This is a genomic window from Pseudomonas sp. (genome assembly GCF_048265905.1).
Taxonomy (GTDB): Bacteria; Pseudomonadota; Gammaproteobacteria; order Pseudomonadales; family Pseudomonadaceae; genus Aquipseudomonas.
The window spans coordinates 43740-69601 of the sequence record NZ_JBLXAP010000015.1 but is presented as its reverse complement, the minus strand read 5'-3'; the positions used below and the strand labels follow the sequence as shown (position 1 = coordinate 69601).

Sequence of the window (25862 nt, the reverse complement as noted above, 5' to 3'; positions counted from 1 at the left end):
GCTGAGCCTACCGTAATCAGTCGACGATTCAAACGCCGAATGCATCACCGACCAATGCCGAGAGCTTTAGCGCTTACCCATCGAGCGGCGTGTACCGTTGGGTGCTGGGCCGATTTTCTTCTCGTGAGCCGATTTATTGCCCTTGCCATGCCAGGCCTGAGCATCGTTCTTGCCCGGCGCAAAGGTGGCGGGTGAGAACGGAAATTTGAAGGCTGGAATTGCAGGCTTGGCAGCCGTTTCGCCAGCGGCCACGGTGACTGTTGCATCAACGGTCTTGGCGTCGAGGTCCGGGGCTGGCGGTTGAGTGGTTTTCATGTGATCCATGTGCTGCAGTAGATGAGTGAGGGCGTGAGTATACGCGCTGTTGGCTTACAGCGTCTGGGGGAACAGTGCGCGGCAAAATATCATCGGCCTGATTGCTGCATCAGGCCTTTTAATCTTAGCGAGCCTAGCCAGCACTCCATAGCAACGCAGGCAGGCTACCAGCGGCTGCCAAGCCCATTAGCAGGGCGGCAGCTTTTGGCCGATAGGGCAGAAGCAGCACCAGAATGAGTGCTGCAGCGCTGAGCAGACCAAACCAGATGACCACACCAACCGAGCTGCCCCAGGCGCGAACACAGGGCCAAATGGCTACGGCGAGCAGCAGCCAGCCGAGTACGCGCAATACCCGCTGAAGGGCTGGCGCTGTGCGCGTCCAGACCTGTCGGTGATGCCGATCCATACCCAGACATAGCGCGGCCATACCGGCGTAACTCAGGGCTGCGCCGAGCAGCAGAGCGAGCATCATGTTCATCAAGCCACCTCTACTTTGGCGGTGTTCAAGTTTGCTCGTGGGGTCTTGCTTTCAGCTTTTTGCCGGTTTTTAAGCCAGAGCCGGCGTGCGGTCCAGAGACTCAAGAGGCCGAGGAATATCGCGGTCAACTCGACTGCTGCACGCTCGCCATCGCCTCGTTGCAGATAGCTGATGAACTGGTCACCGACCACCAGCCAGTTAAGCAGCGGCAGGGCCAGGCACAGCGCCGCTACTGCGAGCAATTGCTCGATCCAGGCCTTTGTAGCCGGGCGTATGGCGGCATGCACGTACGTCAGCAACCAGACCACGAAGAAACTGATGACTTCCCATTCGGGGCGGTCAGTGACACCCAGCGGGATCAGGCGATTGCCCCAGAAAAAGGCAATGCAGGCCAGGCTGATACCACTGATGGAGCCGATGTTGAGCACCTCGATGATCCGATAAACCTGTGGTGTGCGAGCGCCAAATTCATGCAGAGAGCGCTGGCGGCGCTTGACCATGAATAGAATTGCCCCGGTTGCCATCATTGCTGCTCCAGCCAGGCCGCAGATGAAATAGAGCCAGCGGGCGGTGAGCCCACCGAAGGCGGCGAAGTGCAAGTTACGCATTACCGATTGCACGTCTTGGGCTGCGCCGCCACGTAGTTCCCCGGGTGCTTGAATATCTTGTTGCTCGCCAGTTACGCCATCGAAGAACACCTGGCCACCGCCGTCGCCGAGCAAGCGGTATTCACCGGTTTTTTCGATAAAGCGACCAAAGGTCACAATCGATGCACTGCTGTCACCGGGGTGCTCGACGCTGATAAAACTGAGCGGGCGTTGCAGTTGTTTCTCGCTGCTGATCAAAATTTGGTCGAGCGCTGTAACCTCGGCTTTGATGCCGGTTTCTTCACGCGGTGTTGGCTGGGTCAGCAGGTCGGCGAAGTAGGCATCGTCGGTGCTGTAGTGGGTTTCGATACCGGCAGGCATATACAGCATGTAGAAGGTCGCCAGACCGGTGTAGGCAATCATCAGTTGGAAAGGCAGGCTCAGCACTGACACCGCATTGTGTGCGTCCAGCCAACTGCGTTGCTGCTTGCCGGGCCGGAAGGTGAAGAAATCTTTAAAGATGCGTTTATGGGTGATCACGCCACTGACCAAACCAACGAGCATGGCCATGGTGAAGAATCCGACGAACCAGATACCAGCAGTGCCGCCATGGAACTCAAAGTGCATGTGCACGAAGTGGTGGCCGCCTTCACTTTCGCGCTCGGTACTGGCTTTGATTGGCTCGCCGCTGACGGCATCGAGGCGCAGGTTTTGGAATTGTTCTTTCTGGTCTTGCCAGAAAACCCGTACCGCAGGATCAGTATCACTTGGAAGCCCGATGCCCCAGAAGTGACTGCTCGGTACATGCTCACGCAAATACGCCTGACCGACGCGCACGGCATGAGGGCGGTCGACGCCATCGTCCATGCCGCGCATTTCTCCTGCCTGCGGTATTTGCGGCTTCATCCAGCGGGTAATGGCTTCATCGAACACGCCGAGTGAACCAGTGAGGAACACTACAAACAACACCCAACAAGCCCAGAGACCACCCCACGTGTGCAGCCACGCCATCGACTGACGCAGGCCATCCTTCTTAATTTCCTGAGTCATACCATGCCCCTCCCAAGCCACCAGCCCAACGGAGCCAGAACCATCGCTGGCAACAGCAGGCCAAGCCATGCACGACGGTTGTCCTGTACCGCGAAGACCCAAATGATCGCCGCGGTGTAAACCGCAAAGCTGGCCAATGAAGAGGCCAGAATCGCCTGGCTTTTTGGTAGCGGCAGCACTGCACCGAGAAAAATCACACTAGCCGAGGTCAGCGCGTAGCCGCCGAGAATCGCGGCAGCAGTGCGTGACCACAAAATGCGGCCACGGGAAGCAAAGGTCGGTTTCATCAGCAAACAGCCATCATTCGGAGCAAAGGAGGTCCCTCGGCTGAGCCGAGGAATGAAAAAGCAATCTTAACAAGAATCAGTTGCGTATAAATCAAAGACGAACAACCAAAGTAAAACTCTTAGGGAAATAGGCTATCAAGCTGTGACAAAATGTGTCGTTCGGCAGTGTAAACATCACCACTCCCGACAGTGCGGCGCTACATCAGCCGGGAAATACTCAATAGAAATAACTGCACTTGTTTTCAGAGGCTTTTAGAAGTCCATGCGCAAACCCAGTGTTGCATTGCGTGGCGCCCCGAAATAGCTGGAAGAGGTGCTGGTGTAATACTCCTCATCGAGCAGGTTATTCAGATTGAGGGTGGCGCTGAGTTGCTCGGTTAACGGGTAGCGCGCCATTACATCAACCAAGGCGTAGTCATCCTGGGTGAAGCGCACACCGAGCGGGCCCATGCCATCGCTGTAAATTTCGCTCTGCCAATTGACACCGCCGCCCAGCGTTAGCCCGTTTCCGAGGTTGCGCAGGGTATAAGTGCTGAACAGTTTGGCGGTGTTTTGAGCAACGTTGGTGTTTAGCTTTGCGCCGTCGCTGTCTTGCACGATGTTGCGGCTGAAACTGGCGCTGGCTTCCCAATCAGGGGCTAACTCACCCGAGATTTCAACCTCGAAACCACGGGTTTTGGTGCCGGACTCAGCTTTGTAAGCCTGGTTTCCATCTGGAGCGAGCACGCCGGGAATCGCGACGGCCAAGTTGTCTTGCTCGATTTGATACAGGGCCAGCCCTAGATTGAGACGATCATCAAAGAATGCCGCCTTGCTGCCGACTTCATAGCCGACACCTTCCAGTGGGTCGATGTAATTGCCTGTTTCGGTCATGTTGCTCTGCGGCTTGAAAATACTGGTGTAACTGCCGTAGAGCGACCAGTTGTCGTTGAGGTCATAAACCAGGCCTGCGAAAGGCGTCACCACACCGGTTTCAGTGCGCTTGTCATCTGTGTCGGTTGAGGCCGGGTCGTAGTAATCAGTCTTGATGGTGTTCTCCCAGTCGCTAACGCGGGCACCAAGAATGACTGACAATGCGTCGGTTGCACGCAACCTCAAGCTGCCATAAGCGGCGGTTTGAGCTTCTTCGTAATCAATCCGGCTGGTGGCAGGCAGCGCTGGTTTTCCTGGATTCTTGCCGTCCCAGTTGTAGATGTTATCAATCGAATTATCCCAGTCCGCGAAGCGCCAAAGGGGATAACCGTTGGTTCGATAGTCGGTGTTTTGCTGGCTGTAACCGAAGACCGCATTATGTTCGCGGCCAAATAGGTCAAAGCTGCCGGCCATATTCAGGTCGATGCTGTTTTGCACCGGCTTGGCTTCCCAGCGGCCTGCCCACAAGCCCATGCCTGCGCCGCTAGCCGGATCAGGGAAACCACTGGCGGCGTAACCTATTACTTCGTCATATTCGTAGCGACCCTGGTTGAGTGTCAGCTTGGCTTTCCAACGCTCGTTAAGGCGTTGTTCCAGGGTGGCAAACCCAGAGGTAAATGTACGGTTTGAATAGGCCCAGGCCGCACCCGCCGAGTCGGAGTCGGACCAGTTGGCGAGCGAACCATCCTGGTTGTACAACGGTAAACCGCTGCGCGCATGATCATCGGCCTGATGGCTTTGATAATCCATGCCGACCCTGAGCAGGGTGTCGGGCGTAAGGTCGGCCTCGATCACGCCGTAGAAGACTTTCTTGCGTTCATTGAAACGGTCGATATACGACTCGTTATCCTGATAAACCCCAACCAGGCGGCCCCGGATATTGCCGCTCTCGGTCAGTGGGCCACTGGTGTCCAGTTCAGTGCGCTGGTAGTCCCACGAGCCGCCTGTGACGCTGAGGCTGATTTGTGGCTCGAATGTCGGTTTCTTGCGGATCATGTTCAGGGTCGCGCCCGGTGTTCCGATGCCATTGGTCAAGCCGGTGGCGCCGCGAATGATTTCAACCCGGTCGTAGAGCGCCAAATCGTTGCTTTGGATGATCGACTTATAGTTGCTGTTAAGTGACTGCACGCCGTCGATTTGATAGTTCTCCACGGCAAAGCCGCGCGAGTAGATCGTGCTGGTATCCGAGCCACCGTTACCGCTCTGGTTAATGCTCAGCCCGGGCACTTGGCGCACCAGATCATTAAGCTGGGTGAGGCCTTGGTCATCCATGCGCTGTCGGGTCATCACGCTCACTGATTGTGGCGTTTCTCTGATCGACAGCGGCAAGCCCGTTGCGGTACTGGTTGAACCGGTAGTGTAGGAGCCTGTGCCTTCGGTGGTTGCCCCAAGACTGAGCCCGGTGACGTAGGTTGCGTCCAGCTCTAGCGCGCCGTTGCTGCTGGCTTCGTCAGCCGTTGGTGCAAGCAGTGAATAGCTGCCATTGGCTTGACGTACCACTTTCAGGCGGCTGCCCATCAGCAGTTTTTCCAGCGCCTGATCATTTGTGTAGTGGCCCCGCAGTCCTGCTGATTGCCGGCCTTGGATCAGTTCCGGGGTAGAAGACACACTGACACCGGCGGTGGCGGCGAAATTATTGAGTGCGGACTCCAGAGTACCGGGGGCGATGCTGAACTCTTGCTCTGTCACCACCGATTCGGCGACGGCTGGCTGAACTTGCAATGCTGTTGCCAGTGGCAAGGCAAGGGCTGCGCCCAGTACTGCACGATGAATAGCCACGCACAGTGGATCAGGCAAGGCGGAACAAAGCAGCCGGGCGCGGCGCGTGACAGTCTGGAGCTGCATGGAAGGTCCTTTGATAGTTGTTCTGTGGGCGGCGCCTAATCGGCGCTTTAACTACCAAGACGGTTGAGAATAGGAATCAACAACACCTGAGTGAAATATTTTATTCAGGGCTAGGCGCGCTCAACGCTCACCCAATAACGACTGATTCGACGAATACGCAGCGCTAGCGTTGTGCTCAGGTTATCGAGAATCGCGTCGCTGTCCGCCAATTGGAATGCGCCCGAAATACGCAGCTGACTCAGGTTCGGGTCGCAACGCAGCACGCCCGAGCGGTAACGGGCAAGCTCAGCGATAAATTTCGGCAAGGGCCAGTTACTGACGATCAACATGCCATTGACCCAGGCATCCGCATGGTTTTCCAACGGTTCTACAGCCAACGTTTTACTGGCGCTGAAACGCAGTTGTTGGCCAGTTTCTACGCGCACGGGTGCTTGGTTGTCTGCTGTACGGACTTCGACCGCATGTTGCAGCACGCGAACTTGAGTGAACTCGCCCTCACGTTGGACTAAAAAGCGTGTACCCAGCGCACGGATGCTGCCTTGCTCGGTGTGTACAACAAAAGGGCGGGATTGTTGGTCGGCGGCGGTCTGGACCAGAATTTCACCCTGTAGCAGACTGATTTCACGCAGCTGTCTGTCGTAATCGATATTCACTGCGGTTGCGCTGTTGAGTTGCAAAGTGCTGCCGTCGTCCAAGCGTACATCGCGTCGTTCACCGGTGGCGGTGCGTTGGTCGGCGCGCAAGCTGCTGAGTGTGGTCGATTGCCAAGCCAAGCCTGCTGTGCCCCCGGTAACCAGCAACAACCCGAGCAGCTTGAGGCTGTCGCGCCGTTTATTACCCGCAACTGACAGCATTGGCCGGGCCAGACTTGTGGGCAGGGTCGCCAACTTGTCCTGGAGTTTTTCCAGGCGCGTCCAGGCTTGGCGATGTGCGCCATCGGCAGCCAGCCAACGTTGGTGTGCGTCAAGCAATGCGGCGTTGTCTGGTGCTTCTTGCAGATCGAGATACCAGTTGGCGGCCGCCTGCAGAGCGGCGGTAGACACAGGGGCGCTCATGCTTAATCCTCAATCAACAGCATGCACTGCGTCAGGGCGCGGACCAGATGTTTGCGCACGGTGTTGGTTGAAAGGCCCAGGCGTCGACCAATTTCGACCTGGCTCAGGCCATCAAGTTGGGCCAAGAGGAAAATCTCACGGCCGCGCGCACCCAGGTTGTCGAGCATGCTGTCGATTTCTACCAGGGTTTCGAGGATCAACACTCGGGTTTCTGGCGAGATTTCCAGTTGCTCAGGCATAGACGCCAGGGTTTCCAGATAGGATTTTTCCAATGCCCGGCGGCGAAAACCATCAATCATCAAGCTACGGGCAATGCTGCTGAGGTAGGCGCGAGGCTCACGCAGCTCTTGAGTTTGGCGGTTGGCCAGCACGCGGACAAAGGTGTCCTGTGCCAAGTCAGCAGCGCTTTCTGCGCAAGACAAACGTTTGCGCAGCCATATTTTCAACCAGGCATGATGCTGGTGATAGAGCGAATGCAGCGCTTGCTGGCTGGCCAGCTCGGAGGAGGGAGGAGGCGACAACACCGTGGAGCCTAAATGATAATTGATATCATTTATTCTCTATGGATTGCTGAGCAGACGCAAGTGTCGTTATTTGGCTGGTAGGGGATTTAGACGAACTGGACGCTTTTGGCGGCTCGACCCATATCCATTAGATGTCTCGTCAATTACTCAATCCGCCTTTAAAAAATACGGTCTGCGCCTCAGCTAAATCGCTTTCCGGCCGATATAGGATTCTGCTCAGTCGATGACAAACTACCGCTGGTCTTGACGAGCCACACCATGTGATTTACGGGTGATGTCTTTTTGATACTATGCGCGCCGCCTCGCACCTTCCCTTCAGTGAGTTTTCCATGCTGGTCAGCAGTTACAACGGCGTTTTCGTCGTATTTTCTTTGATTGTTGCGATTCTTGCTGCCTATACCGCGCTGAACATGGTCGGTCGAGTGTCAGGCTCCAAGGGACGCGCGGCAACCTTGTGGCTGATTGGCGGCTCATTTGCCATGGGTTTTGGCGTCTGGTCGATGCACTTTATTGGCATGCTTGCGTTCAGCTTGCCGATATCCTTGGGTTACGACGTCACGCTGACATTGCTGTCGCTGGTCATTGCAATTTTTTCTTCAGCGTTCGCCTTGTGGTTGGTTTGTCAGGAGAACCTGCCTTACGCGCGCCTGTGGTTGGGCGGCCTATTAATGGGGGTTGGCATTGCTGCCATGCATTACACCGGCATGGAAGCTATGTTCATGAGCCCTGATATTGTCTACATTCCATGGCTTTTTGTGTTGTCGATTGTTATCGCGGCAGCCGCTTCATGGGCATCGTTGTGGATTGCCTTTCGTTTGCGCCGGGATTCCGAGGTCAACACCTATGCGCGCATTGGCGCATCATTGGTCATGGGCTGCGCCATTGTCGGCATGCATTACACCGGCATGGCGGCTGCACAGTTTCCCGTGGGTAGTTTTTGTGGCGCAGCCAACAGCGGTATCGATACCAAGTGGCTGGCGGTATTGGTGATTGTGGTGAGCTTGGCGGTGTTCGCCATTGCCTTGATCGTTTCCATGCTCGATGTACGCACCAACCTGTTAGCTACCTCGCTTGATCGCGCCAACACCGAGTTGGTGCAACTCGCCCTGCACGACAATCTGACAAAACTACCTAACCGGCTGCTCCTGAATGACCGCCTGGAGCAGGCGATCAATAAGTCCGCTCGAAAAAAACATCAATTTGCACTGTTATTCATGGACCTTGATGGCTTTAAAGCCGTCAACGATGCTTATGGGCACTTCACCGGCGATCGCCTGCTTATGAAGGTCGCACAACGCATCCTTGACGCTAAGCGCGGAGAGGATACGGTGGCCCGCCTGGGCGGCGACGAGTTCGTGGTATTGGTTGATCCCAGCGAACCTGAAGATGCCGCCGCGTTGGCACAGCGGCTGGTCGAGGTTATTGCCGAGCCTTACAGTGTTGACGGCAACACTCTTAATCTTTCCGTCAGTATCGGTATTGCCTTGTTTCCCGCTGACGGCACCACAGCTCATGAGTTGATGGTCAACGCCGACGCGGCGATGTACCACGCCAAAGAGACCGGGCGTAATGCGTACTGCTTCTTTGAAAGCACCATGAACGTTAATGCCCATGAGCAAATGCAGTTGCAGCAAGACTTGCGATTAGCACTTGAGCGCCAAGAGTTTTGCCTGCACTACCAACCCAAAATGTTGGCGCCTAATGGCTTGATGGTCGGGGTTGAAGCGTTACTGCGGTGGCAAAGCGCGGAGCACGGCTTGGTTCAACCGGATGTGTTTCTGCCACTTGCGGAGCGCACTGGCTTGATCATTCCAATTGGTAATTGGGTGATCAATGAAGCCTGTCGACAGCTACGCTTTTGGCATGATGCAGGGCATGGCAGCTGGAGCATGGCGGTCAATCTGTCCACGGTTCAGTTGGCTCACGTGAGCCTCGTGGATGTAGTGCGTTCAGCCTTGGAGCGCTACGCGGTCGATGCACGGTATTTAATCCTTGAGGTCACCGAGTCCACCGCCATGCGTGATGCCGAGGCCAGTCTGGATGTACTCAATCGTTTATCGGCGCTGGGCGTGAGTATCTCAATCGATGATTTTGGTACCGGTTACTCAAGCCTGCTTTATCTCAAGCGTTTGCCTGCTAACGAACTGAAGATCGATCGTGGTTTTATCATGGCGCTGGCGCAGGGTAATGATGATGCAGCGATCGTTTCGGCGATCATTGCCTTGGGGCAAACCCTGGACATGAAGATTGTTGCTGAGGGCGTGGAAACAAGCGACCAAAAAGACCTGCTTACCCGTTTAGGCTGCAATACGCTGCAGGGCTTTCATTTAGGCCGGCCGCAACCGGCTGATATGTTGCTCGCAAGCCTGGGTGTTGGGGTCTTGGCCTCCTGCTAGCTTGCTCGGGCCTAGACCCGGAAGCGACCGACCAAGGTGCTCAAACCGTGGGAAAGCTCTGAAAGGTGCTTGCTGGCTTGCGCGCTTTGTTCAGATGTCTGCGCGGCTTCATTGGAGAGGTCGCGGATATCGCTGATGTTGCGCGCAATCTCCTCGGTTACGCTGCTCTGTTCTTCGCAGGCGGTGGCGATCTGCGCAGCCATATCATTGATGCGCTGTACTGAGTCGCTGGTATCGGTCAGGGCTTGATCCACGCCCGCCGCTTGCTCAACACTCTGTTGGGCCATGCTGCTGCCGGAGTGAGTAGCCTTGACTGCATTCTGCACGCCAATTTGCAGGCGTTCGATCATCACCTGAATATCCTTGGTCGAGTCTTGCGTGCGCGCAGCCAGTGCCCGCACTTCATCGGCTACCACGGCAAATCCTCGACCTTGCTCACCAGCCCGTGCCGCTTCGATGGCGGCGTTGAGTGCGAGCAGGTTGGTCTGTTCGGCAATGCTCTTGATAACGGCGAGCACTGCACCGATGTTCCCAGCTTCCATCTCAAGGGCTTGAATACTTGTCGAGGCGCTTTCAACTTCCCGGGCCAATTGCCGAATAGACTCAATCACTCCGCCAACCACCTGCGCTCCGTCCCGGGACTGGGCCTCGGCGCTGCGCGCAGCATCTGCCGCGCTTTGTGCGTTGCGCGCCACTTCATGAACCGCAGAACTCATTTCGGTGGCGGCGGTGCTTACTTGATCGACCGCGGCATACTCGCTGCTTATGAGTCGATCATTGGCGACTGCCAGGTTGGCCAGATTCTGTGCCGAACTTTCGACCTCGCCGGTGACCCGGCCAACCTCCTTGATCAGTGGTTGCAGCTTATCGAGAAAACGGTTGAACGCATGGCTTAGCTTGCCCAGTTCATCGTTGGAGACAACATCCAGACGCACGCGCAAATCGCCATCGCCGTCAGCAATCTGATTGATACGATTAAGCAGATTGTGCAGTGGACCGGTCACCAAAATCGGAAAGCCAATCACCAACACCAGACACACACATAAACCAATGGTGATTATCAAACCTTGTTGCCAGCTCAGTGTTTTGCCCAACTCAATAGCTGAAAGTCCTTCAGCATTTGCTGCTTGATCGTCCATTTCACCGAGCTTGTCGATAGCTGTACGCATTGCCTCGAACTGTTCTTCGCTGGCGCTAAAGCTCAAATTACTTGCTGCCTGTGGATCGCTGGTTGCTAGTTGCACTACCTGTTGTGAAGTGGTTTTCCAGCGCTCGAAGCCGGCATCAAACTGCGCGACCAGCTTCATTGCTTCGCTGCCGGGTTGCATGTCCGCGAACTTATGCACGCGATCGTAAGCCTGTTGCACGTTCTCCGCATGCGCTGCACTCAGTGCTTGCGCCCGGCTGCCAACCGCTTCATCGAGCAAACTGCGTTCGGCCACAAAGGCTTGATAAAGATCACGGTCCGCATTCAACAGCAAGCTGATGCCTGGTAAGTAACGTGTAGTCAATTTGCTGCTGGAATCTGCAACCTGAGTGATGCCGCGCATCCCCAGAACACCCATCGTCACCAAAAGCACTGCCAGCAGTAGAATTGGCAATGCAATTTTCCAACGAAATCCCAAATCGGCGAATGCACGAAGCATGTTGGATCTCCTGAGTGATTGCTTAATAACCCAGTCTATACCACGCACAGTAACTCGGATTGAGCTGCCAATGCTTTCTCAAACCAGGGGCCGATAGATCTCAGTTTTGGCGGATGCACTTTCCCCGGTTCAGTGTTACGCCATAGAACACGTCAAAGAAAGAAATCGCAGGTGTTGGCGCCGATTATTCGTGCCCGAAATTATTCGAGTTGGGATATGATTCGCGCCCTCTAAAACCCCGGTTAAATCTCAGGTCATCATGTCCGGCAACGCTTTATATACCGACTTGTCGGGCTATTACGATCTGATGTGCGCGGATATTGACTATCAGGCGCAAAGCCACTGTATTCACCGGTTACAGCAGCTATTCGGTAATGCCGGTAAGCGCCATCTCGACCTGGCCTGCGGGACGGGGCCACATGTTCGCTATTTCATCGATTCCGGTTATCAGAGCAGCGGGCTCGACATCAATCAGCCGATGCTCGATAGAGCCTCGATACGGTGCCCTGAAGCGCAGTTTTCGATGCAGGATATGTGCGGGTTCATAGTGGGTGAGCCGCTTGACCTGATTACCTGCTTTTTGTATTCGATCCATTACAGCGCCGACATCGAGCGGCTTAAGGCCTGTATTGCCAGCGTGCACAAAGCCCTGCAAAACAATGGACTGTTCTGTTTCAACGCCGTCGACAAAAATATGATCGACAACCATTCGTTCGTTTCGCATAGCGCCAAGCACGATGGCAGTCTATTTAACTTCAGTTCTGCGTGGCACTACCGCGGTGTTGGTACGCAGCAGTCGCTGAAATTGCGCATTGAAAAGACCACGGCGGATGAAACTCAAGTCTGGCGCGACGAACACCCGATGGTGGCGATCAGTTTCGCCGAGCTAAAGGCCTTGTTGCAGCCATATTTCGAGGTGCATGTGCTGGAGCATGATTACCAGACAATCGCGCCTTGGGGCACAGCATCCGGCAACGCGATCTTCGCCTGCGTAAAAATTTGATCGAGCTGCATCAATCGCGTGTTCTCAGCCACCATTTTCGATGGCTGAGAACGTCAGGCAGTGCTCTTGCACGCACTGCGCCTGGATCAAAGCAAGGGAAGGGTATAGCTGAGGATTAGACGGTTTTCGTCAATATCGTTGGTGAAGTTGGAGCGTACCATCGCGTTACGCCAGCGCACGGAAAAGTTCTTCATGGGACCTTGCTGAAATACATATTTTAATTCGATGTCACGCTCCCATTCTTTACCATCACCCGCTGTTGCGCCGAGATCGACATTATCGCCGCTCAGGTATCGGGTCATGAATTTCAAGCCGGGAATGCCTATGCCCTTGAAGTCATAGTCGTAACGCGCCTGCCAAGAAGACTCGTCCTTGTTGGCGAAATCACTGATCTGTACATAGTTGACCAAAAATGGATCCGTGCCGCCGATATAGGCGGCGCCGGTATCACCACTCATCTTTTGGTAACCAAGACCGACGCTATGGCCAGCGAGGCTATAGGTGAACATAGCGCCCAGCGCGTTATTGTCGACGTTGCTGCGGCCATCATCGGTGGAGCGTGCATAACGCAAGTCTGCTTTTAGGCTCTGGCCTTCGCCTAGCGGCAAGACCTGCACCAGATTAAAGGAGTTCTGCTTGTAGAGGTCTTCCAGGTTGGCGTAGTAGTACGAGGCGGTCAGGTCTTCGGTGACTCTGTAGTTACCACCGAGGAACCTGAAGGCATCGCTGGAGTTGTCGCCAGCCACATTGATGCCCCGCTTGCCCCCGGTATTCACTCTTAGGTCTTCAAAGTCGCCCGAGTCTCGATGGTTGACCTGGCTCAGATAACCACCATCGAGTAAGAGTCTTTCGAATTCCGTTGAGACTAATTGCCCCCCTCTGAACACTTGGGGCAACAGGCGGCCATCACTTGAGCTAATCGCCATGTTCTTGAACTGCATGCTGCCAACACGCACGGCTGTATTTGAGAACTTAGCCTTGGCGGCTAACGCCAAGTCAGATGAGTTGTCTTGCGAGCCGCCCGAGCGGTCAGGTACCAGCAGGTTGGTTCCTGCAGTACCGCCGCCGCTGTCCAGCTTGAAGCCAAACATGCCGATGGCGTCCACGCCGACACCCACCGCGCCTTCGGTATAACCGGAGTCCACACGCATGATAAAGCCCTGAGCCCACTCTTCGCGTTTGCTCTGGCTGGCGCCTTCCTGGCGGAAGTCACGGTTGAAATAGTAGTTGCGTGCTTCAAGGGTGGCGGTGGTGTCCTTGATAAACTCGGCATTCGCGATAGGGCTTAATGACAAGCCAAAGAGACTGGCAGTTACGGCATGACTGAGACTGCTTTTTTTCATCTTATTGTTCTCCACGTTTCAAAGGTTTCGCGTATTCGCCTAGCCGATGGATGACAGTGCGGCGAGGCGAATTTCAGGCAGCACAACCTCTGGCGCATTAACTGCAGCCATGGTGATTACGCTTCCAGTTTCAGGTTTATGCTGATTGCGGTGGTTGGACGCCGCCCGCATAGCTCTCGCCTGCAGAGCTAGCCGCTTATTTACAGCGAGCTCGTAGTGAGGTGGGGTACAAAGAGTGGTAGTTGGCCGAGGGGTGTTTCCCCCCGTCATGACTTTCAGCACAAAGCGGATAAAGTTTTTTGCCAAATGATGCAGATATGATCATGAAGGGCCTCCTTGCCGGATTTTGTAATTGTTTGAAACACCCAGTGCTAGGACTCTAACGCAGAGGTCCGAGGCTCGATATTCACGATTGTCGAACACCCTGTTAGGCACTGATGAACTGCAAGCGCAGGCAACGCAACTAAGCGTACTCAGTCGGAGCAGGGTGCTGGCTGCGTACTTTCCGAATGCATAAAAAAGCCCTGCTATTTGCAGGGCTTTGGTGTTGCTAGGTCTTGTATCAATCCCAGCTCAACGCACCGCCAGTTTGATACTCGATCACGCGGGTCTCGAAGAAGTTTTTCTCTTTCTTCAAGTCCATGATTTCGCTCATCCATGGGAATGGGTTGGTGGTGCCTGGATACTCTTCTTTCAGGCCGATCTGGGTCAGGCGACGGTTGGCGATGAACTTGAGGTAGTCCTCCATCATCGCTGCGTTCATGCCCAGTACACCGCGTGGCATGGTGTCACGAGCGTATTCGATCTCAAGCTGGGTGCCCTGCAGAATCATCTGCGTGGCTTCCTCTTTCATCTGCGCATCCCACAGGTGTGGGTTTTCGATTTTGATCTGATTGATCACGTCGATACCGAAGTTCAGGTGCATCGACTCATCACGCAGGATGTATTGGAACTGTTCGGCAACACCGGTCATCTTGTTGCGACGGCCCATCGACAGAATCTGGGTGAAGCCGCAATAGAAGAAGATACCTTCCAGAACGCAGTAGTAGGCGACCAGGTTACGCAGCAGTTCTTTGTCGGTCTCAACGGTGCCGGTCTCGAACTTCGGATCGGAGATCGAACGGGTGTACTTCAGACCCCAGGAGGCTTTCTTCGCGACCGAAGGAATCTCGTGGTACATGTTGAAGATTGCGCCTTCATCCATGGCCAGCGATTCAATGCAGTATTGGTAGGCGTGGGTGTGGATCGCCTCTTCGAATGCCTGGCGCAGGATGTACTGGCGGCATTCCGGGTTGGTGATCAAACGGTACACGGCCAGCACCAGGTTGTTGGCAACCAGTGAGTCGGCAGTGGAGAAGAAGCCGAGGTTACGCATGACAATGCGGCGCTCGTCGTCTGTCAGGCCGTCGGTGCTTTTCCACAGTGCGATGTCGGCATTCATGTTTACTTCTTGCGGCATCCAGTGGTTGGCGCAACCATCCAGATACTTCTGCCAAGCCCAGTCGTACTTGAAGGGTACGAGTTGGTTGAGGTCAGCGCGGCAGTTGATCATGCGCTTCTCATCAACCGCCACACGGGCTGCAGTGCCTTCCAACTCAGCCAAGCCTTCGGCAACGTCGAGTTCGTCCAGTGCCGCTTTGGCACGGGCGATCGCCGCGGTGTCTTCAGCCGAAACCGCACGGGCTTCTTCAGCCGCTGCTCCACCAACTTGGTCAAGTTTGTCGATGTTCATGTCTGCCATCGCGGCAGCGTTGTTACCGGTAGCGGCTACAGTTTCTGCGCCGTCTTCCTTTTCGAATTCGTCCCAGCTCAACATGGTAGGTTGGCTCCTTAATACGTTAATTTCGTGGGCCTGCTGTGCAAGTCCCTAAATCTGTGCTCAAAGCGCTGTGCGCTTTTGGGTGGCTGTTGCCGCGTAATACAGCGACGGGCATCGTGCTCTTTGGTATCTCAAAGCACCTTGATTTGAATCACTCAACTGCGTCTAAAAGTAGACCCAAATCAAAGTGCTTTTACTGGTGTCGATGCTTTTCATCTCACCAGCTACTTACACAATCTAAAGCGTTTCGCAGAGTGAGGCAGCGCTAGGCGCCTATCAGTTCTGAACCCCTGAGCGTACGCATGTACGTGATGGGGGCAGGGCTGATAGGCAACAACGCGCGGTCCACTCTGCGGACCGCTAATCGTATTACTGGCAGGCTTCGCAGTCGGGTTCGTCTATGGCGCAGGCTTTAGGCACTGGCGCTGGACCGGCCGACATTTCGACTTCCGGCGCGGCCTTGCTTGGCGCTGCGCTCAGACCGTCATTACCGCCGCTCGATACTGCGTTGAGCTTGCCGGTGTTGACTGTCGATTTCTCGGTGCTGGTCGCGGCCAAGGCACGGAGGTAGTAAGTGGTTTTCAGGCCACGATACCAAGCCATGCGGTAGGTCACGTCGAGTTTTTTGCCCGATGCGCCAGCGATGTACAGGTTCAGCGACTGCGCCTGGTCGATCCACTTCTGGCGGCGGCTGGCCGCATCAACGATCCATTTGGTTTCAACTTCAAACGCAGTGGCGTAAAGCTCTTTCAGTTCTTGCGGGATACGCTCGATCTGCTGTACGGAACCGTCGTAGTACTTCAGGTCGTTGATCATGACCGAGTCCCACAGGCCGCGTGCTTTAAGGTCGCGAACCAAGTATGGGTTGATCACGGTGAACTCGCCGGAGAGGTTCGATTTCACGTAAAGGTTTTGGTAAGTCGGCTCGATCGACTGCGATACGCCAGTGATGTTGGCGATGGTTGCGGTCGGTGCGATGGCCATGATGTTGGAGTTACGAATGCCTTTCTGTACACGGGCGCGAACCGGTGCCCAGTCGAGGGTTTCATTCAGGTCTACATCAATGTACTTCTGGCCGCGCTGTTCGATGAGGATCTGCTGCGAGTCGAGCGGCAGAATGCCTTGCGACCACAACGAACCTTGGAAAGTCTCGTAGCTGCCGCGCTCATCAGCGAGGTCGCACGAGGCTTGAATCGCGTAGTAGCTGACCGCTTCCATCGACTTGTCAGCGAACTCAACTGCCGCGTCAGAGCCGTAAGGAATGTGCTGCAGGTACAGCGCGTCCTGGAAGCCCATGATGCCCAGGCCAACTGGACGGTGCTTGAAGTTGGAGTTACGCGCCTGCGGCACCGAGTAGTAGTTGATGTCGATAACGTTATCGAGCATACGCACAGCGGTGTTGACGGTCTTTTGCAACTTGGCGGTGTCGAGCTTGCCGTCGACGATGTGGTTCGGCAGGTTGATCGAGCCGAGGTTACAGACCGCGATCTCGTCCTTGTTGGTGTTCAAGGTGATCTCGGTGCACAGGTTCGAGCTGTGGACCACGCCAACATGCTGCTGCGGGCTGCGCAGGTTGCATGGGTCTTTGAATGTCAGCCATGGGTGGCCGGTCTCAAACAGCATGGACAGCATTTTGCGCCACAGGTCTTTGGCCTGAATGGTTTTGTGCAGCTTGATCTTGCCGTATTCGATCAGCGCTTCGTAGTACTCGTAGCGCTCTTCAAAGGCCTTACCGGTCAGGTCGTGCAGATCCGGTACTTCGCTTGGCGAGAACAGGGTCCATTTGCCGTCGTCGAAGACGCGCTTCATGAACAGGTCTGGAATCCAGTTAGCGGTGTTCATGTCGTGCGTGCGGCGACGGTCATCACCAGTGTTCTTACGCAGTTCGATGAACTCTTCGATGTCCATGTGCCAGGTTTCAAGATAGGCGCACACAGCACCTTTACGCTTGCCACCCTGGTTTACGGCAACGGCGGTGTCGTTGACCACTTTAAGGAAAGGTACAACGCCCTGCGATTTGCCGTTGGTGCCTTTGATGTAAGCGCCCAGCGAGCGAACCGGTGTCCAGTCGTTGCCAAGGCCGCCAGCAAATTTCGACAGCATGGCGTTGTCGTGGATCGCGTGATAGATGCCTGACAAGTCATCCGGCACGGTAGTCAGGTAGCACGACGACAGTTGCGGGCGCAGGGTACCGGCGTTGAACAGGGTTGGGGTCGAACTCATGTAGTCGAACGACGACAGCAAGTTGTAGAACTCGATGGCGCGGTCTTCTTTTTGCTGCTCTTCCATCGCCAGGCCCATGGCCACGCGCATGAAGAACACCTGCGGCAGTTCGAAACGAATACCGTCCTTGTGGATGAAGTAGCGGTCGTACAGGGTCTGCAGACCGAGGTAGGTGAACTGGCCATCGCGCTCGTGGTTGATCGCCTTGCCCAGCTTCTCAAGATCGAAGTCTTGCAACTTAGGGTCGAGCAGGTCGAACTGAATGCCTTTGGCGATGTATGCAGGCAGTGCCTTGGCGTACAGGTCAGCCATTTCGTGGTGAGTGGCGCTGGTGGCGACTTCAAGGAAGGTCAGGCCTTCTGCACGAATGTTGTCCATCAGCAGGCGAGCGGTCACGTAGGTGTAGTTTGGCTCGCGCTCTACCAAGGTCCGCGCGGTCATAACCAGCGCAGTATTGACGTCGCTCTGGGCAACACCGTCGTAGAGGTTTTTCAGGGTTTCTTTCTGGATCAGCGCGCCATCAACTTCAGCCAGGCCTTCACATGCCTCGGTGATGATGGTGTTCAGGCGACCCATGTCCAGCGGCGCAACGCTGCCATCAGCGTGGGTAACGCGGATGCTTGGGTGCGGCTCGGCAATGTCGCTGCTGACTTCACGTTTACGCTCTTGTGAGCGCGATTCGCGGTAGATCACGTAGTCGCGCGCAACTTTTTGCTCACCGGCACGCATCAGCGCCAGTTCAACTTGATCTTGAATTTCTTCAATGTGAATGGTGCCGCCCGAAGGCATGCGGCGCTTGAAGGTGGTGCTGACTTGTTCAGTCAGGCGCGCAACTGTTTCATGGATACGTGACGAGGCGGCAGCAGTGCCACCTTCAACTGCGAGAAACGCCTTGGTGATGGCAACGGTGATCTTGTCATCGGTATACGGCACAACAGTGCCGTTACGCTTGATCACACGCAACTGACCTGGAGCGGTTGCTGCCAGGTCTTGGGTGGCGTCAGAAGCCTGCGGCGCTTGGGCCTGCGGATTCTCGCGATTGGTGTCGGTATGCATGGATGTCTCCGTGTTCTGTATTTATGTAGACAGGCATTTGCAGCTGATTACTGCAAGTGATCTGTCGTTCATTCCATTTCAACAACACCATGCGCTGAGCAGAATCACTGCGCGCATGGGGCTTGCAAAAACAGGGCAGGGAAGGCGTGGTTCATAAACGCCTTCCTGGCTCTTTAAATCTTGTGCCAGCTTGTGGCTGGCGATACTAGATGTAGTGGTCGGCCTGTTTTGACTTTGCAGTGTGGTCACGCTGGGAACGCTCTGCTGGCGTTATTCACAGTGTGACCGGTGTGTGCTGCTCTAAAACAGGTTTAACAGCATTAAATTGCATTTTTTCAGTTCAAGGACTGGATATTTTAGGTGCAAGTATGCTTGGTTGTTTGTTGTGTCAAAACCCCATATGTAGGTGTTTTTCGCGCGTGAGATACAAGATAGTGCGGTGTTGGGGGGATGGCAAGCCGACATATTGCATCAGCCTGTGGATAAAGCTGTGGGTTAACGTGGGGTAGTTTTCGCAAAGCCCCGAGATTGCTGGGATTTCTCCGCTTACACCGTTCGTCGTTGTAAGAAATGTTTTTTTTAGTCTCTGACGCCAAGTTTTTAGTCAATCGCATAAACACAATATGTAGATTTTTTATTGCAAGAGTTGGAGCGTTTTATGCAGGCGCGGCGGCGCACTTTACGCGCCGTGATAACGGCTGTGAACTGTGCGTCATTAATGCTCGTATAAATTGTACGGTTTAATGGTCTGGCATGCGTCGTTGCGAAGGGGCACTATGCAGTATTGAACTGCATTATGGGTGCGGATTGTGGACTTTGGGTTGTGCTTAAGGAGAAAGCTGTGGAGCAAGAATCGCCGCGCGTGCTGATTGTCGAGGATGATCAGCGTTTGGCAGAGTTGACCCGCGATTACCTGCGGAGTAACGGTTTGCTGGCCGAAATTGAAGCCGACGGTGCGCAAGCGGCTGAGCGGATTATCCGTGAGCAGCCTGATGTGGTTATTCTTGATCTGATGCTGCCGGGGGAAAGTGGTTTAGATATCTGCAGTAAGGTGCGTGCTGATTATCAGGGGCCGATCCTGATGCTGACTGCGCGCACTGACGATACCGACCATGTACTCGGCCTTGAAACCGGTGCCGATGATTACGTCTGCAAGCCGGTGCGGCCGCGCTTGTTGTTGGCGCGTATCCGCGCTTTGCTCAGGCGCTCTGAGCCTCCGGCTTCCACATCAGGTCAGCCACGGCGCCTGCAGTTTGGGCCGTTGGTGGTGGATAACGCGTTGCGCGAAGCCTGGCTGGCCAACGAGCATATTGAGCTGACCGGCGCTGAGTTTGATTTGCTCTGGTTGCTGACCGCTAACGCAGGGCGGATTCTTTCTCGTGAGGAGATTTTCACGGCCTTGCGCGGTATTGAGTACGACGGTCAAGACCGCTCGATTGATGTGCGTATTTCGCGCATTCGCCCAAAAATCGGTGATGATCCAGAGCATCCACGTTTGATCAAAACCGTGCGCAGCAAAGGTTACTTGTTTGTCGCGGAGGCGGCTGTCGAGCGCGGATGAACTCAATATTCCTGCGTATCTACGGCGTTATGCTGGCTGTCTTGGTACTGGTCGGGCTGCTGGGTGTAGGGACTTTGCACTTGGTCAACGAAGTACGCAGCGGTCAATACCGTGAGGATCTGGCGCGCGGTACATTCAATCTAATGGCCGACAACCTGCAGCCGATGGTTGATATCGAGCGGCGCCGGGCTATTGCGACCTGGTCGCGGCTATTGGGCATTCCGCTGCAAATCGTCTCTGTGGCTGACTCTGCGCTCGACAGCACTGCGCGCAGTCGAGTGCTACGTGGCCAGGTGGTGGTCAAGCTGCTTGGCCCGCATGCCGTACAAGTCGTCACATTAATCAGCAAATCGCAGCAGCTGTTGTTGGTCGGCGAGGTGCGCCAGATCAGCGAACAGCTGGCGCGTGCGACGATCTTTTTGCTGATTGATGAATTGGTGCGATTTCCGGTTGAAGAACAACCCAAACGTCTGGCCGATATCAAACAGAGCAAGCAGTTTGGGTTTGATTTGCGACTGGTGCGTATTGAAGACGCTAACCTGGATGTTGATCAACGCCGGCGTATTGATGAAAGCGACACGGTGATGGCCTTGGGCAAAGGTGGAGACACCATTCATGTGTTTTCCGGGATTGTCGATACGCCGTGGGTGCTGGAAATCGGTCCGCTGTATCAAATGAACCCATACCCGCCGCAGCTGTTGGTATTGATCGCCATGCTTGGCCTGAGTTTGATCGGTGTCACTGTGTATTTTTTGGTGCGACCACTGGAGCGACGTTTGCGCGGCATGGAAGGCGCGGCCAGCTTGATTGCCAGTGGCAAGCTCAATGTGCGGGTAGAGGCCCACGGGGCAGACTCGATCGGGCGCTTGGCATCAGCGTTCAATGACATGGCTGAGCACTTGCAACGCTCATTAGGGATTCAGCGCGAAATGGTTCGCGCCGTGTCACATGAATTGCGCACCCCTTTGGCGCGCCTGCGCTTTGGTCTGGAGATGGTGGAAAACGCTACTGCCGAACAAGACCGCCAGCGTTACCTTGAGGGCATGGACAGCGATATCCATGACCTCGATGAGCTCGTCGATGAAATGCTCACCTACGCCCGACTGGAGCGGGGCTCTCCGGCGATCAACTTCCAGCCCGTCGATTTGCAGCGGCTAATTGAGCAAGTGGCAGATGAGTTGTCGCCGCTGCGTGCTGAGGTGCATATCGAGTGCGGTCCTTCATTTAATGCGCAAGGTGAGCAGGGCGTGTTCGTTGAGGCAGAGCCGCGTTACTTGCACCGTGCGCTGCAAAATCTAGTGAGTAATGCCTTGCGCCATGCCGAGTCGCGGGTACGCATTCGTTATCAAATAGACGCTCAACGTTGTCAGTTGGATGTTGAGGATGACGGGCCCGGCGTTCCCGAAGAAGAGTGGGAACGGATATTCACGCCGTTCCTGCGTCTGGATGACAGTCGTACGCGTGCCTCTGGAGGGCATGGCTTGGGGCTGTCGATTGTGCGGCGAATCATCTATTGGCACGGTGGACGCTCGCAACTCAGCCGCAGTGAGGCGCTGGGTGGTGCGCATTTCAGTTTGGTCTGGCCGCGCCGTCAGGCGTAGGGCAGGTAACGCTTTTTACCCCGCATCCGTTGACCGATGAAGCGCGGTCTTGGTGAACAAGCTTCGCGTTGTCACAGTCTACGGGTTGCTTTGTAGGGTGGGTAACGCCTTTTTTACCCACCGTCCGTTGGCGCGAATGCTTGGCTGACGGCGTTAGAGCTTGGTGGACAAGCTTCGCGTTGTCTCACCCTACGGGCGGGTTTCAAGCCTTAAAACGGGGCAGGACACTCAAAGCGCATGCGCTCGCCGGTCTGCGGGTGGGTCAACGTGAGCATGTTGGCGTGCAGGCACAGGCGCGGATAGGCGGAGAGCGCTTGTTCATGGGCATAGAGGCCATCTCCGAGCAGCGGATGACCAATCGATAGCATGTGGACGCGCAACTGGTGCGAGCGCCCGGTAATGGGTGTGAGTTCTACCCGGCAGTAATCCCCGCAGCGCTCAGTCACTTGCCAGAAGGTCAGCGCATGCTTGCCTTGCTCATGATCAACTACATGGCGTGGTTTGGTTGGCGGGTCGTAGCGCAGCGGTAAATCGATGCTGCCACTGTCGAGTTCAGGTTGGCCCCAGCACAGTGCGCTGTAGGCTTTCTCGGTTTCACGATCATGGAATTGCCGCGACAGTTCACGGTGGCTGTCTGCGTCGCGTGCAAGCACTATGATCCCTGATGTTTCCCAATCGAGCCGGTGGACGATGCGGGCTTCGGGGTAACCGTTTTCTTGCAGGCGAGTAACCAGGCAATCCTTGTTGTCTTCGGCGCGACCGGGCACCGAGAGCAGCAGGGTTGGCTTGTTGATCACCAGCAGTGCGGCGTCCTGGTGGAGAATTTCAATCTGGCTGAGAGGCATGGGACTTCTAGTCTGGGCTTGAGCGAAGGCTAATCTTACCAGCCTGTTGTGGCGATGCACTGATTGGGTAGAAAACAAAATGGCGGCTCTAAGGCCGCCATTTTGTTGGGGTGTTGCCTGTGGCCGAGGTTATTAACGCTCGGGCAGGGTAATGTTCAGCTCAAGAATCGAGCAACTGCCCTGATTTTCCAATGCGACCTGAACGTGTTCCGAATCGATGTTGACGTACTTGCGAATCACATCAACCAGTTCTTGTTGCAGGGCCGGAAGGTAATCCGGCTGGCTGCGCTGGCCACGTTCGTGGGCGACGATGATTTGCAGGCGCTCTTTCGCGATAGAAGCAGTTGTTCCTTTTTTGCGCTCACGAAAGAAGTCAAAGATATTCATTCACGACCTCCAAATAAACGTTGCAAGAATCCTTTCTTCTGAACATCGAGGAAACGATGCTCAACGGTTTTGCCGAGCAGGCGATCAACTGCGTCGCTGTAGGCCTGGCCTGCGTCGCTCTGGTCATCAAGGATCACCGGAACGCCCTGGTTGGAGGCTTTGAGTACCGCTTGTGATTCTGGAATAACGCCAATCAGGCGGATCGCAAGGATTTCTTCGACGTCTTCAACGCCAAGCATTTCACCCTTGACCACGCGCTCTGGATTGTAACGAGTCAGCAGCAAGTGCTCCTTGATCGGCTCGTCGCCATTCTCGGCGCGGCGCGACTTGCTCGAAAGCAGGCCGAGCATACGGTCGGAGTCACGTACCGAGGACACTTCCGGGTTGGTCACGACAATCGCTTCATCAGCAAAGTACATGGCCAGGTGAGCGCCCTTTTCGATACCGGCAGGCGAGTCGCAGACCACGTATTCGAAGTTTTCAGACAGCTCTTTGATGACTTTTTCTACGCCCTCAAGTGTGAGAGCGTCTTTATCACGAGTCTGGCTGGCGGCCAACACGTAAAGATTTTCCAGGCGCTTGTCTTTGATCAGCGCCTGAGTCAGTGTCGCTTCGCCGTTTACGACGTTAACGAAGTCGTACACCACGCGGCGTTCGCAGCCCATGATCAGGTCAAGGTTACGCAGGCCAACGTCAAAATCGACGATGACGGTTTTGTGCCCGCGCAGAGCGAGACCGGTACCGATGGCGGCGCTAGTGGTCGTTTTGCCTACGCCACCCTTGCCGGAAGTAACTACGAGGATCTTGGCCAAGGTGATTCACCCCAAAATGTGAAATAAAAGCGGGAATCGTTCTGCCTTGAGAGGCGTCCAGATGCCCTTATATGTGTCCTAGAAATTGGCGGCAGTATCCGTTAAAGACGGGTGATGTTCAACTCATCCCCAGACAAGCTGACGTGAACCCCTTTACCCCACAACGGATCGCGCCGAAGATCTTCGGACACCTTGTAATGGCCGGCAATCGAGAGCAGTTCTGCGCCCAGCTGCTGGCAAAAAATACGCGCTTTGAGGTTGCCCTTGATTCCTGCAAGGGCGCGCCCGCGCATAGGTGCGTAAACATGGATGTTGCCATCGGCGAGAAGTTCCGCCCCGGCGCTGACCGGTGCCAAAACCAATAAATCTGAGCCTTGAGCGTAGACTTGCTGCCCGCCACGTACAGGACTGGTCACAACTTTAGTCGGTTTGTGCTCTGGCTCGGCAGGTTTTTGCGGTTTTTCAGGTTTTTTCTCGACGGGCGCGGGGGCTGGGTCGAGCGGCCGCTCACGCGCGCCAGATGGTGGTAGCACTGGCAAATCCAGTGCGTTGGCCGCGGCAATATGCTCTTCGCTGCTGGCGCGCACGGCCAGGGTGCGCAAACCATGCTTGCGACAAACGGCTATTAGCTCGTTGAGGTCGAGCTTGGATTCAGTGGTGGGTAGCTTGTCCACCGCCAGCACCAGTGGCGTGTTGCTGAAGAAATTAGGTGCTTGGGCGACTTTGGCGGCCAGTTGTTGATCAAGCAGCGCGCTGTCGTTGCGCGACAGCTCCATCACGGTGATGGCCAGCATGCTGCCTTTTAGTTGGAAAACTGGAACTTGGTCGAGTAGGTCAGCTTGACTCATGGTGTGCCTGGAACGCCTTTTCGGTTGAGCTGAGCGTGAGCAAGGTAACTGCTCACGCGCAATGACAGAAGCTGTGGGGTTTATAGCGAGAACGTCGCTGGGCCGCAAGCGGCCGGGTGCTTTTCATCGCGCTAGTATTGATCACCGTGCATCTATATATAGCCACTTTTATATATAGCCACTTTGGCTAAGCAGACTGCATGAGCGGGTTGTAAAAGCTGCGGGTCAATTCTCGCACACCGGCATAGACAACAGGCAGAGAGGAAAGTCCTGATAGAATGCCGGCCAATTGTGCTTTTGATTGGAATTGTTCATGGATCGTCCCGTATTTCGCCGCGAGTTTTTGCATCCAAGGTTCTGGCCGCTGTGGCTTGGGCTTGGTTTGTTGTGGCTGATCGTGCAGTTGCCATACAAGGTGCTGCTCTGCTTGGGGCGCATGCTCGGCGCGGTGATGCAGGTCTTCGCTAAAGAGCGCTGCGAGATCATCACGCGTAATTTGCAGCTGTGTTATCCGCAGATGAGTAATGTTGAGCGTGAGCGTCTGATCCGTGAAAACTTCGCATCAACCGGAATTGCCTTTTTTGAAATGGCCATGAGCTGGTGGTGGCCAAAGCCGCGCTTGGCGAAGTTGGCTAAAGTCGAGGGTATTGAACACTTGCAACAAGCCCAGGCTGAAGGTCAGGGGGTGATTTTGATGGCGCTGCATTTCACCACCCTTGAGATCGGCGCGGCGCTGTTGGGGCAGCAGCATACGATTGATGGCATGTACCGTGAGCACGATAACCCGGTGTTTGACTACATACAGCGGCGCGGGCGTGAGCGGCACAATCTTGATGCCACAGCGATTGAGCGTGAAGACGTGCGGGCGATGCTCAAGGTGCTACGCGCTGGGCGCGCCATCTGGTACGCGCCTGATCAGGATTACGGGCGCAAGCAAAGTGTTTTTGTCCCGTTGTTTGGAGTGCAGGCCGCAACCGTAACGGCGACGACCAAGTTCGCCCGTTTAGGTCGTGCCCGGGTGTTGCCCTTTACTCAGGAACGTCTGGCTGATGGCAATGGTTACCGGCTGGTGATTCATCCGCCGTTGAGTGATTTCCCCGGTGAAAATGAAGAAGCTGATTGCTTGCGTATCAATCAGTGGGTTGAGCAAGCGGTTAGCGCTTGCCCTGAGCAATATCTGTGGGCGCACCGGCGCTTCAAAACACGTCCAGTGGGTGAGCCCAAGCTTTATAAAAAGCGCAAGCGCAAGTAACGCGGACTGGCCGCAGC

At 55.3% G+C, this 25862-nt stretch carries 20 protein-coding genes and 1 pseudogene; 5 read left to right on the top strand and 16 right to left on the bottom strand.

The genetic code is table 11. The features are described 5' to 3' along the window. Window positions 1–66: 66 nt before the first annotated feature. The 7 genes from ACN0UH_RS17290 to ACN0UH_RS17260 form a co-directional block, all read right to left on the bottom strand. Complete coding sequence (locus ACN0UH_RS17290) at window positions 67–315, bottom strand: hypothetical protein (RefSeq protein ID WP_417663214.1); 249 nt, start codon at window positions 313–315, stop codon at window positions 67–69. Window positions 316–448: 133 nt separating this feature from the next. Next, window positions 449–793 carry a DUF3325 domain-containing protein gene (locus ACN0UH_RS17285; protein ID WP_417663213.1) on the bottom strand — a complete coding sequence of 115 codons (345 nt, stop codon included), beginning with the start codon at window positions 791–793 and terminating at the stop codon, window positions 449–451. Continuing rightward, window positions 793–2430 (bottom strand): PepSY-associated TM helix domain-containing protein, encoded by a 1638-nt coding sequence (locus ACN0UH_RS17280; protein WP_417663212.1) that lies wholly within the window; start codon window positions 2428–2430, stop codon window positions 793–795. The genes ACN0UH_RS17285 and ACN0UH_RS17280 overlap by 1 nt, the downstream gene beginning before the upstream one ends. Continuing rightward, window positions 2427–2717 (bottom strand): DUF3649 domain-containing protein, encoded by a 291-nt coding sequence (locus ACN0UH_RS17275; RefSeq protein WP_417663211.1) that lies wholly within the window; start codon window positions 2715–2717, stop codon window positions 2427–2429. Before ACN0UH_RS17275 ends, ACN0UH_RS17280 begins: the two co-directional genes overlap by 4 nt. A 252-nt stretch (window positions 2718–2969) precedes the next feature. Then, window positions 2970–5474 carry a TonB-dependent siderophore receptor gene (locus tag ACN0UH_RS17270; RefSeq protein WP_417663210.1) on the bottom strand — a complete coding sequence of 835 codons (2505 nt, stop codon included), beginning with the start codon at window positions 5472–5474 and terminating at the stop codon, window positions 2970–2972. Between the two features lie 110 nt (window positions 5475–5584). Next, complete coding sequence (locus tag ACN0UH_RS17265) at window positions 5585–6529, bottom strand: FecR domain-containing protein (RefSeq protein ID WP_417663209.1); 945 nt, start codon at window positions 6527–6529, stop codon at window positions 5585–5587. 2 nt (window positions 6530–6531) lie between these two features. Further along, window positions 6532–7053, bottom strand: a complete 522-nt coding sequence (locus ACN0UH_RS17260) for a sigma-70 family RNA polymerase sigma factor (RefSeq protein ID WP_417663208.1) — start codon at window positions 7051–7053, stop codon at window positions 6532–6534. 329 nt (window positions 7054–7382) lie between these two features. Here ACN0UH_RS17260 and ACN0UH_RS17255 point away from each other — a divergent pair, with 329 nt between their 5' ends. After that, window positions 7383–9449, top strand: a complete 2067-nt coding sequence (locus ACN0UH_RS17255) for a putative bifunctional diguanylate cyclase/phosphodiesterase (RefSeq protein ID WP_417663207.1) — start codon at window positions 7383–7385, stop codon at window positions 9447–9449. Window positions 9450–9460: 11 nt separating this feature from the next. Here the strand turns inward: ACN0UH_RS17255 and ACN0UH_RS17250 are convergent, their stop codons facing one another. Both ACN0UH_RS17250 and ACN0UH_RS17245 read right to left on the bottom strand, forming a co-directional pair. After that, window positions 9461–10216, bottom strand: coding sequence for a methyl-accepting chemotaxis protein (locus ACN0UH_RS17250; protein ID WP_417663229.1), 756 nt, complete (start codon window positions 10214–10216; stop codon window positions 9461–9463). Between the two features lie 102 nt (window positions 10217–10318). Next, window positions 10319–11095 (bottom strand): annotated as a pseudogene (locus ACN0UH_RS17245) (MCP four helix bundle domain-containing protein); the annotation flags it as partial. Window positions 11096–11354: 259 nt separating this feature from the next. Between ACN0UH_RS17245 and ACN0UH_RS17240 the strand changes: the two are divergent. Next, entirely contained in the window at window positions 11355–12098 is a 744-nt protein-coding gene (locus ACN0UH_RS17240) for a class I SAM-dependent DNA methyltransferase (RefSeq protein ID WP_417663206.1), read from the top strand. Window positions 12099–12184: 86 nt separating this feature from the next. On the opposite strand, the gene ACN0UH_RS17235 is transcribed toward ACN0UH_RS17240, so the two are convergent. From ACN0UH_RS17235 to ACN0UH_RS17225, 3 genes are all read right to left on the bottom strand, one after another. Continuing rightward, window positions 12185–13441, bottom strand: coding sequence for an OprD family porin (locus ACN0UH_RS17235; protein ID WP_417663205.1), 1257 nt, complete (start codon window positions 13439–13441; stop codon window positions 12185–12187). Window positions 13442–14003: 562 nt separating this feature from the next. Further along, window positions 14004–15257, bottom strand: a complete 1254-nt coding sequence (locus ACN0UH_RS17230) for a ribonucleotide-diphosphate reductase subunit beta (protein ID WP_417663204.1) — start codon at window positions 15255–15257, stop codon at window positions 14004–14006. A 372-nt stretch (window positions 15258–15629) separates the two neighbouring features. After that, complete coding sequence (locus ACN0UH_RS17225; RefSeq protein WP_417663203.1) at window positions 15630–18539, bottom strand: ribonucleoside-diphosphate reductase subunit alpha; 2910 nt, start codon at window positions 18537–18539, stop codon at window positions 15630–15632. Window positions 18540–19380: 841 nt separating this feature from the next. Here ACN0UH_RS17225 and ACN0UH_RS17220 point away from each other — a divergent pair. Next, window positions 19381–20100, top strand: a complete 720-nt coding sequence (locus tag ACN0UH_RS17220; protein WP_417663202.1) for a winged helix-turn-helix domain-containing protein — start codon at window positions 19381–19383, stop codon at window positions 20098–20100. Beyond that, window positions 20097–21701 carry an ATP-binding protein gene (locus tag ACN0UH_RS17215; RefSeq protein ID WP_417663201.1) on the top strand — a complete coding sequence of 535 codons (1605 nt, stop codon included), beginning with the start codon at window positions 20097–20099 and terminating at the stop codon, window positions 21699–21701. The genes ACN0UH_RS17220 and ACN0UH_RS17215 overlap by 4 nt, the downstream gene beginning before the upstream one ends. Before the next feature lie 209 nt (window positions 21702–21910). Here ACN0UH_RS17215 and ACN0UH_RS17210 read toward each other — a convergent pair whose 3' ends face one another. The 4 genes from ACN0UH_RS17210 to minC form a co-directional block, all read right to left on the bottom strand. Further along, on the bottom strand, window positions 21911–22588 hold the full coding sequence (locus ACN0UH_RS17210) for an RluA family pseudouridine synthase (protein ID WP_417663228.1): 678 nt from the start codon (window positions 22586–22588) through the stop codon (window positions 21911–21913). Window positions 22589–22678: 90 nt separating this feature from the next. Further along, the gene (gene minE, locus ACN0UH_RS17205; RefSeq protein WP_339514221.1) at window positions 22679–22933 is read right to left on the bottom strand and encodes a cell division topological specificity factor MinE; all 255 of its coding nucleotides are present in this window, start codon (window positions 22931–22933) and stop codon (window positions 22679–22681) included. Beyond that, complete coding sequence (minD, locus tag ACN0UH_RS17200) at window positions 22930–23745, bottom strand: septum site-determining protein MinD (protein WP_010490370.1); 816 nt, start codon at window positions 23743–23745, stop codon at window positions 22930–22932. The genes minE and minD overlap by 4 nt, the downstream gene beginning before the upstream one ends. A gap of 101 nt (window positions 23746–23846) precedes the next feature. Continuing rightward, window positions 23847–24593: a septum site-determining protein MinC gene (gene minC / locus ACN0UH_RS17195; RefSeq protein WP_417663200.1), complete on the bottom strand. Its 747-nt coding sequence runs from the start codon at window positions 24591–24593 to the stop codon at window positions 23847–23849. Between the two features lie 313 nt (window positions 24594–24906). Between minC and ACN0UH_RS17190 the strand changes: the two genes are divergently transcribed. After that, the gene (locus ACN0UH_RS17190; protein WP_417663199.1) at window positions 24907–25845 is read left to right on the top strand and encodes a lipid A biosynthesis lauroyl acyltransferase; all 939 of its coding nucleotides are present in this window, start codon (window positions 24907–24909) and stop codon (window positions 25843–25845) included. The last annotated feature ends 17 nt before the right edge of the window (window positions 25846–25862 follow it).

Excerpts from the sequence above, each read along its gene's own strand:
- ACN0UH_RS17290 (WP_417663214.1), bottom strand. The coding sequence starts at position 315 with ATGAAAACCACTCAACCGCCAGCCCCGGACCTCGACGCCAAGACCGTT.
- ACN0UH_RS17285 (WP_417663213.1), bottom strand. The coding sequence starts at position 793 with ATGAACATGATGCTCGCTCTGCTGCTCGGCGCAGCCCTGAGTTACGCC.
- ACN0UH_RS17280 (WP_417663212.1), bottom strand. The coding sequence starts at position 2,430 with ATGACTCAGGAAATTAAGAAGGATGGCCTGCGTCAGTCGATGGCGTGG.
- ACN0UH_RS17275 (WP_417663211.1), bottom strand. The coding sequence starts at position 2,717 with ATGAAACCGACCTTTGCTTCCCGTGGCCGCATTTTGTGGTCACGCACT.
- ACN0UH_RS17270 (WP_417663210.1), bottom strand. The coding sequence starts at position 5,474 with ATGCAGCTCCAGACTGTCACGCGCCGCGCCCGGCTGCTTTGTTCCGCC.
- ACN0UH_RS17265 (WP_417663209.1), bottom strand. The coding sequence starts at position 6,529 with ATGAGCGCCCCTGTGTCTACCGCCGCTCTGCAGGCGGCCGCCAACTGG.
- ACN0UH_RS17255 (WP_417663207.1), top strand. The coding sequence starts at position 7,383 with ATGCTGGTCAGCAGTTACAACGGCGTTTTCGTCGTATTTTCTTTGATT.
- ACN0UH_RS17240 (WP_417663206.1), top strand. The coding sequence starts at position 11,355 with ATGTCCGGCAACGCTTTATATACCGACTTGTCGGGCTATTACGATCTG.
- ACN0UH_RS17235 (WP_417663205.1), bottom strand. The coding sequence starts at position 13,441 with ATGAAAAAAAGCAGTCTCAGTCATGCCGTAACTGCCAGTCTCTTTGGC.
- ACN0UH_RS17230 (WP_417663204.1), bottom strand. The coding sequence starts at position 15,257 with ATGTTGAGCTGGGACGAATTCGAAAAGGAAGACGGCGCAGAAACTGTA.
- ACN0UH_RS17225 (WP_417663203.1), bottom strand. The coding sequence starts at position 18,539 with ATGCATACCGACACCAATCGCGAGAATCCGCAGGCCCAAGCGCCGCAG.
- ACN0UH_RS17215 (WP_417663201.1), top strand. The coding sequence starts at position 20,097 with ATGAACTCAATATTCCTGCGTATCTACGGCGTTATGCTGGCTGTCTTG.
- minE (WP_339514221.1), bottom strand. The coding sequence starts at position 22,933 with ATGAATATCTTTGACTTCTTTCGTGAGCGCAAAAAAGGAACAACTGCT.
- minC (WP_417663200.1), bottom strand. The coding sequence starts at position 24,593 with ATGAGTCAAGCTGACCTACTCGACCAAGTTCCAGTTTTCCAACTAAAA.
- ACN0UH_RS17190 (WP_417663199.1), top strand. The coding sequence starts at position 24,907 with ATGGATCGTCCCGTATTTCGCCGCGAGTTTTTGCATCCAAGGTTCTGG.